This is a genomic window from Coleofasciculus sp. E1-EBD-02 (genome assembly GCF_040218245.1).
Taxonomy (GTDB): domain Bacteria; phylum Cyanobacteriota; class Cyanobacteriia; order Cyanobacteriales; family Coleofasciculaceae; genus Coleofasciculus.
The window spans coordinates 20116-27876 of the sequence record NZ_JAVJQN010000086.1; the positions used below are offsets into that span (position 1 = coordinate 20116).

The window sequence follows — 7761 nt, forward strand, 5'->3', positions numbered from 1 at the left end:
CATGCAACGTCTCTACACAACTAGCATTAAATAATCCCTGATCCTAGAGCCTTGCGCTTCAATACCACAACCCGAGGACGCGCTCCTTTATCTAAGGTAAAATCTAAACCTGCGCGAAAAATTTCTGGCATATAATATCGCGGCGTATCATCTCTAGCTCGGTCTTCATAAACCACTCCGATTTCTTCCAGCATACTTAATGTTGATGGTTCGATGTCAAAATTATCTAAGGTGAATGGGATTCGCATTTCTTTTGGATCTTTAGACTGGAGAGTATCAACCCATGTTCTAAAGGCGGGATATTCTTCTTTTGCTTCTTTAACCTTCTTCTTACTACAGGGTTCTAAAGCACGACGAATCGCTTGGGGTGGTAAGAGACGGCTGGTAGACCACTTTTCAAATTGAACTTCTTTGGCATTTTCTATTGTTTCATCAACAGCATGATATAAGAAGCGCACTATATCTCTAGCTTGTAGTCTTCCTTTAAAATCTGTCAGAGCGGCGAATACCCAATTCGGTGTATAAGCTTCGTTTGACTTATCAGAACCCAGCTTCTTGCCCCATAAATTTTCCAGTTTTTCAATGAGATGTTCGCGAGTCATGCTATCTAGTTCTGATTCATCAGCATCGATAACTTTCGCTTGACTGCAAACCCAAAAAACTAGATTCATAAAAGAATCAGCATCCCAATATAAATCATAAGACCCGTATAGATTTTCAAGTTGAGATAAATTCTGGGTGATGGCGTAACGGACAAAATCACGGCGGATGAAAATAATTAAGCCTAAGTTATTTTTTCGGATTTCTGATAACCGGGCTGGTAGACGAATCAAAGACTCAATGGCGGCTTGCTGGATGGGATTAGAGGATGTGTCAGCAAAAATATCTTCTAGCCCATCAAATAAAAAGATTACCCGCAATGATTTCTGCTTCAGGACATTGTTAATATCATTAAAACTCCAATAGTCCTTGCTTTCTGGATCAAGACCAACAGTTCTGGCAATCTCTTTAATCCAAAATTGTGTCCATTCCTGCTTTCCCCAGTTTTGGTTGGCAAGTGCTGATTCAATCTTATCGTTATATTCTGAATGAGAAAACTCTGGAAAACTATTGCCGGAAGCAGATATAACTTCGTTTCTTGCCTCTTGAATAATTTTAATGGCATTGTCTCGGAGATTCAGCGATTGCAGCATGGGAAATATATAAGTTTTCTCTTCAGATTCATTCGTTTCACCCAAAACCCGCTGAATAAATTTATGCCAGTATTTTAAACGAGACAACTGAATATAATTAAATGTCTTACCTGAACCTTTAGAGCCAATTGAGACTATACGGGGTAACTCATCCCGAAAAGTCGTAGCTAAGTTTTTCAACGGTTCAGTGACTAACAAGTCCTCTCCCTGTCCACTTTCAGCATATTCATACTGCTGACACACATCTCTGAGACGACGCACTGCTGCCAAGGGATCAGAGTCCTGAGTTGTTGGTAAATCTAAGTGCTGTTCTTTCGGTTTGATCAACTGACTCTCTGCCCACTCTTTAGCCACTTTCATGACTGAAGTCGGGCTAAGTTTTGAACGAGCATCCTCCCAATTATTCAAATAAAGCAATTCCTGAGTGAAATCCGTTTCCTTTATTTTTAAACGAGTTTGATAAATATCACCTTGAGACTGAACATAAGCCGCCTGAAAACTCGATAAAGCCTCGTCAAATGCAGGAAGTGATTTAAGTTCTGGCGTGAGTAGAGTAATCAATACTAGAGGATCATAGTAGTTTTCTGAGTCAACTTCTGTTTCTGGAGGGGCGGTGTGACTTAACTGCTGCAAAACTAAACTCGAACCATTGACTGATTGGTCATTAATGGTGGTTACGATAAACCGTTGAATTCTCGGATCAAAAATAATCGGACTGGAAATTTCACTTAAACCAGAACGCAGATCAATGAGTACATAATCCGCATCTACAGCTTGACCTAATTGAGATAAAGCATTACCAAATTCCCATGCTCCATCGATAGTTCTGACTAAATGTTCGGGGAGAATAGGTGTATCGAGTAATTCGCTATCATCTAGACAAGCCGGAAGAAAGTAAATTGTCGATTTTCCATCCCGTTTGGGAGATTTTCTCAGCTCTTTCGCCAAAAAGGAAAGCACGGGTTCTGGTTCCAGAGATGAAGCATGGTAAGCTTCCAGAAAATTAATGAAAGAAACAGTAGGTTGTTGTTTTTCCGAGCGATTCCAGTAGGTTAGACCGGGTGCTTCTAAATCAGCATCGACGACTAAAAATGTTTTGGCTTGATTGAGTTCTCTGGCTCGCTCAAGTAAAGCAAAAAGATGGGCAGCTAAGTGCAGGGTTCTGCCTACTCCTCCTTTGAAAGAATAAAAGGCAACTAATTGGGGGCTGGTACTGGGATAGGCTTCTGGGATATGGAGATTTTTGGGAACTTCAGTCTCTGGCTCACCATTATTTTGCAAGTAAGCTACTTCTTCCCAGAAGGGACGAATCCGAATATCGGTATCGCCGCTTTCTTCCTCGTGAATAAACTCTACGGGTAAAATTCCCTCTCCCAAGTCTAGTTGAATAAAATTCTCTTCTTCTTCTTGTTGATACCAATCTCCAAACCATTTTTTGAGAGCTTGCTTTGCCTTATCTCGATAGTCCTCAGACGATATACCAATTTCTATGGCATCAGAAAAACTATTAATTCTGACAATTCCCTTTGGCAGGTGACTTCCATAGTTTGTTTCTCGACGAATAACTCGCCGAACATCCAACCAGGTCAAGAGTCTCATCGCTTTCATATACTTCTTAATTCTACTTTAATCCACTCAGCTATCTGAAACAGCGTTGATTCTAAATCTTTATCTTGAATTTGAGCGTTTTTTTCAAAACTATGACCATATCTCCAGAGTTGGTTAATTTGATCGGATGTCAAGTTTCTTTGGTGAGGAGAACCTTGAATTTTAATATCTTTTAGCCGAATCTGAGCAGGCAGCCTCAAACTCCCCTTGGCTCCCAACGTATCCAGTAACCGATTGATGTCATGCCCAAATTCAGCAATACTGTCATCAGTGCAGTCTCTCTGGCGTCGGCGCATCAGAATTGCCTTGAGTCCACACTCAACAGCATAAAACAATAGCAGACGATGAGGATTAGTTCTAGGAGTTTTGCTGGAAGAAGCCGATAGGTTTTCTCGCCAAGCTTTTTCTATTTCTCGGCGTGTGAATTGGATCACGTTACCCTTTAACGCTACAGTCAATCACTCCAATTTTAGTCTAGTTTAGTGTTGTGTGATAAACATGCAGCAGTTTTTATTTTAAGAGGTAAGTAGTCGGACAATGCCCAACTAGACTAGCGTTGGGGCAAAACCTTGCTACCCAATTAACTATGACCTATGAACTATGAACCCTAAACTCAAATCGGAATTTCAATCACAAACTCTGTTCCTTGACCCGGTGTGGAATTACAGGTAAACGTTCCGCCATGTTTTTCAACAATGATTTGATGGCTAATTGACAATCCTAAACCCGTACCTTTCCCCGGAGGTTTAGTGGTAAAAAAAGGCTCAAAGATTCGCTGTTTCAGTTCCTCATCTATTCCCGGTCCGTTATCGATAATGCGAATAACCGCACACGCCCCAGATTTCCCATTATCAATTAATTCTGTGCGAATCCAGATGGATGGCGTTATAGTTTGCTCACTGTCCCCATTCGCGGGTTGAGAACGCATATCTTTTAGGGCATCAATGGCATTGCACAGCACATTCATAAATACCTGATTTAACCCACAAGGATAACAAGTGACTAAAGGCAGTGTACTATAATCCTTGAACACTTTAATTTCTTGCTTGTTTCCTTTGGATTTTAAACGATAGTAGAGCATGACTAGGGTACTATCTAGCCCTTGGTGAATATCTATCGATTGCTCTTCGTCTGCTCCAGATAGAGTTTTGAGGGAATAAACAAGTTGGCGCAGACGTTCAGCCCCCATTTGCATAGATGACAGGGTTTTTGGAAAGTCTTCAACGACAAACTCTAAATCAATTTCTTCGACTTCCTGTTGAATTTCTGGTGCAGGTTGGGGATTATATTTGCTGTAGAGTTGGAGTAAATTTAATAAGTCTGTGGTATATTGTTGAGCATGAGGAAAATTGTTACATAAGAAATTAACCGGATTATTAATTTCGTGGGCAACTCCAGCCAGCAATTTGCCTAAGGTGGAAAGATGCTCTTTTTCGATCAACTGTTGTTGCGTCTGGCGCAGTTGATTTAATGTCTCCTCCAGTTGTTCAGCTTGGGCTTTGTATTTTGCTTGGGATCGCCGCAAGGATTCCTCGGTAACTTTGTGCTGGGTGATATCGGTGACGAACCCTTCATAGTAGAGTAAATTCCCGTCGCGATCGCGCACCGCCCTAGCATTTTCAGTAATCCAGATGATCTGCCCATCTTTTCGATACACCTGGGATTCAAAGTCTGTGACTGAATCGTGCGATCGCAGTTTCTCAATAAAGTCCCGGCGTCGATTCGGATTCACATAGAGTTGTTGTCCAATGTCGGTTAGCGTTTCCAATAGTTCAGCGGGGGATGCATAACCATAAATCTTTGCCAGCGCTGGATTGCAGTCAATAAAATGCCCGTCTGGAGTGGTTTGAAAGATGCCCTCAACGGCACCCTCAAACATGCTGCGATATTTCCTCAGGGCTAACTCCATATCTTGACGTTCTGCAATTTGAGCCGCTAATTCCTCGTTCAACACTTCTATCTGCCGAGTTTGCTTAACCAAATTAGGACACAAGGGTTTGTCTGACTCCAACCAATCAGGTGGACTGTTGAGTAAACGGTCGCTGCTGGGAAGTAACATGGGGGCGTTGCTAAGCTTATCTGGGCATTACTACTAGCTTCTAGGATTCGGATCACGCTATCAGTGATATGTAGTCCGCAATACTTGTGATTTCAATCACTAAATTGAGTGAGATGAGTCACGTTAAGCGCTACGTGTCTCGACTGCCCTTGATTGTACGGATTGTTGCTAAAAATTGACTCAGGAACGGTAATCCGCCAATGGCAGGTAAAAAGTAACGCGAGGTACACAGCAATCCTAAGGCGGCGGCGGTTGCGGGGTCTAGATAGTCCTGATAAAACAATACTAATGCTGCATCGCGTGTGCCAACTCCGGCAAAGGTTAGAGGTAATAATCCGGCTAAAATGGCGAGGGGAGACAAGGCGAGATTGACTAGAAATGGAGTCGTCGCCTTCAGCGCTAGGATAAAAAACCAAATTTGTAATAAGTGTAAAAACCAAATAAAAATCGACGTTCCAGTAATCTTGAGAAGCTGACGTTGATCGCGCCAAAAATAGTCATGCATGTCGCCCCAAGAGCCTTGCATTGTTTCTAATTTTGAACGCATTTTTTTGGGAGCAATCTTGCGAGCCACGACAAAGAAAAAATAAGCAAATTTCCGAGACGCCAAGAGACAAATTCCCAAGATTAAACCCATGCCCACCGCCGTCGTCATCAGCCAAAATAGCCAATCTTTCGGTTCATAGAGTAATAAACCAAAAACACACCATAACAGCAGGGATAACAGATCACAAGCTTTTTCAAAAATCACCAGCGATAACGAAAGAGTCCCACTCAAATGACCCCGCTGTTTCATAAAATAGGCTTTGGCAATATCCCCCATCTTGGACGGCAGCACCATATTTAAAACACTTGCCGCTAAGATTAACCGATTTGCTTCAAAAAAGCCCAAGCGAGCGCCACTGGGCATCAGTTGTTGCAACCGCCAAGACGTGAATAAGGTTAGGGGAACAACCATTCCCAAGCTTACAGGCATCCAGACGCGATCGCTATTTTGAAAAACGGCAACGAGTTCGGGAAAATCAATTTTGGAGTAAATCACTGCCAGGATAATTAGGCTGACGGCGATTGAAATTAGTCGTTTCATAAATTAGTCATTCGTCATTTGTCATTCGTCTTATGTCTTATGTCTTATGTCACATAACAGTGAATTTAGACTCATGATTCCTACTTTTAAAATTTTCGCTCTAATCGCAGCCATTCATAAGCATCTAGTTTCTTAACCTCATTGGTTAAATCTAACCAGGGCTGTAATTGTCCCCGTTGAAACGTGCGACTCATAACCACATAAATCGAAGTTTGATCGCCTCCAATTCCGGCAGCAATCACGTCTTTCCAGGACTGAGCTTGCAACTCATCGGTGATATGCCACTGTCCATTTTTCCACTCGATCAAGCGACGGAAGTGGAACGGAGCTTTTTGTTTGCCTGTAATTAGCATTTTTTGTAAGAGTTTGCGGATTAAGTTGGGAAAGAAGCGACCTACTGTGAGCATGACGACTCGCAATATTAGTAAATTTGTGGGGGTCATTTGTTTCTGTTTTGCCCACCCCAACTCTCCTTCAATCATAATTTCATTGTCCTCAACTTTGACTTGATAGGTATCAACTAAATGACCGACAGCATTTTTTATCTTTTTACCCGTTAGGACTTGCAATGAAAATTGAGTGTCAGAGGCGACTAAACGCTTGTCCTGAAACAGTTTAAATACTCCCCCTTTGTTTAAGGCTAAATACAGTTCCGTATTTTGGCGACGGTCAATTAAAACTTGTGCGTCCTTAAACCAAACTCGACCGGGAGAACGGGGAGTTGGTTCAGGTCGAGTTGACACAAAATCACGCCATGTGAGTAGATAGTTCCAGGTATGGTGACCAATAATGTGATCGTCAGCATAGCAAGGAGCCAGTCCATTTGCCAGTCCCACCAGGACGCGATCGTTAATTTCTAGGGATTGGGGATACCACTGTCCCACCAGTTCAAAGCCATGGGGAAAGAAATTATAAGTATTTCGACTCGTATATTCTCCCCCATAAGAGCCATCAGGATGCACAAATTCTGCCGCCAAATCAACCGCTTTGATTAATGCTTCTTTCAGCCGGGGATCAGGTCTGAGTTGATAAATTCGCGCTAAACAAGAAATCGTTAACGTATGGTAACCGGGGTCACAACCTTCGTACTCAATAAACCAACCTTCAGGGTTTTGCCAAGATAATACCTGTTCTAAACGTTGTACTCTGGCTCTATCCCATTTGGTGGCTTGTAATAGATTAGACAGTAAATCTAGACACAGAACAATTAACGCTTGGTGATTGGTAAGGCGTCCACTTTCTTGATGATGGGCTAGCCAATCGGCGCGTTTTTCAAAAAACTTTAAAGCAATTGGATTATTTAACCCTAATTCTTGATAACTGTCAATACAGGCAAGTAGGGAAAATGCCGCTGCACCTCCGGCTCGTTCAAAAGGGAAATAGTCATCACAAGACCCATCCGGATGAGCGCTTTTAGCCGCATAAAGAATTCCGGCTTCCACCCAATCTTGAATCGCTGGTTGTTGGTAGAAAGGGTTATCGGATAACTGGGTATTATATGCTAATGCTAAAGGCAGAACAAACTCCTGCGCCATTCCACTAGGGAAATCAATAATTTTATACTGCCAAAAGTTGCGGTCAAAACAGCCGTAGGTAGGGCTGTGTGGGTTGCGGTCTAGCAGGGTAAGGAGTTTGGGTATTTGGGCAAGGGCTTCGCGGGCAAACAGGTCTTTATTCATTGTCATTTGTCATTTGTCATTTGTCATTTGTCATTTGTCATTTGTCATTTGTCATTTGTCATTTGTCATTTGTCATTTGTCATTTGTCATTTGTCATTTGTCATTTGTCATTTGTCATTTGTCATTTGTCATTTG

Annotated in this window: 5 protein-coding genes; all 5 read right to left on the reverse strand. The window is 42.1% G+C overall.

The features are described 5' to 3' along the window. Positions 1-26 precede the first annotated feature (26 nt). A complete protein-coding gene (locus RIC07_RS14075) occupies positions 27-2801 on the reverse strand; it encodes a ParA family protein (protein WP_446395070.1) in 2775 nt (924 codons plus the stop codon). Next, on the reverse strand, positions 2798-3235 hold the full coding sequence (locus tag RIC07_RS14080; RefSeq protein WP_446395071.1) for a hypothetical protein: 438 nt from the start codon (positions 3233-3235) through the stop codon (positions 2798-2800). Before RIC07_RS14080 ends, RIC07_RS14075 begins: the two co-directional genes overlap by 4 nt. A 179-nt stretch (positions 3236-3414) precedes the next feature. Then, a complete protein-coding gene (locus tag RIC07_RS14085; protein WP_446395072.1) occupies positions 3415-4860 on the reverse strand; it encodes a sensor histidine kinase in 1446 nt (481 codons plus the stop codon). A 130-nt stretch (positions 4861-4990) separates the two neighbouring features. Beyond that, entirely contained in the window at positions 4991-5947 is a 957-nt protein-coding gene (locus RIC07_RS14090; RefSeq protein WP_446395073.1) for a lysylphosphatidylglycerol synthase transmembrane domain-containing protein, read from the reverse strand. 86 nt (positions 5948-6033) lie between these two features. After that, positions 6034-7626, reverse strand: a complete 1593-nt coding sequence (locus tag RIC07_RS14095; RefSeq protein ID WP_446395074.1) for a hypothetical protein — start codon at positions 7624-7626, stop codon at positions 6034-6036. Positions 7627-7761: the final 135 nt, after the last annotated feature.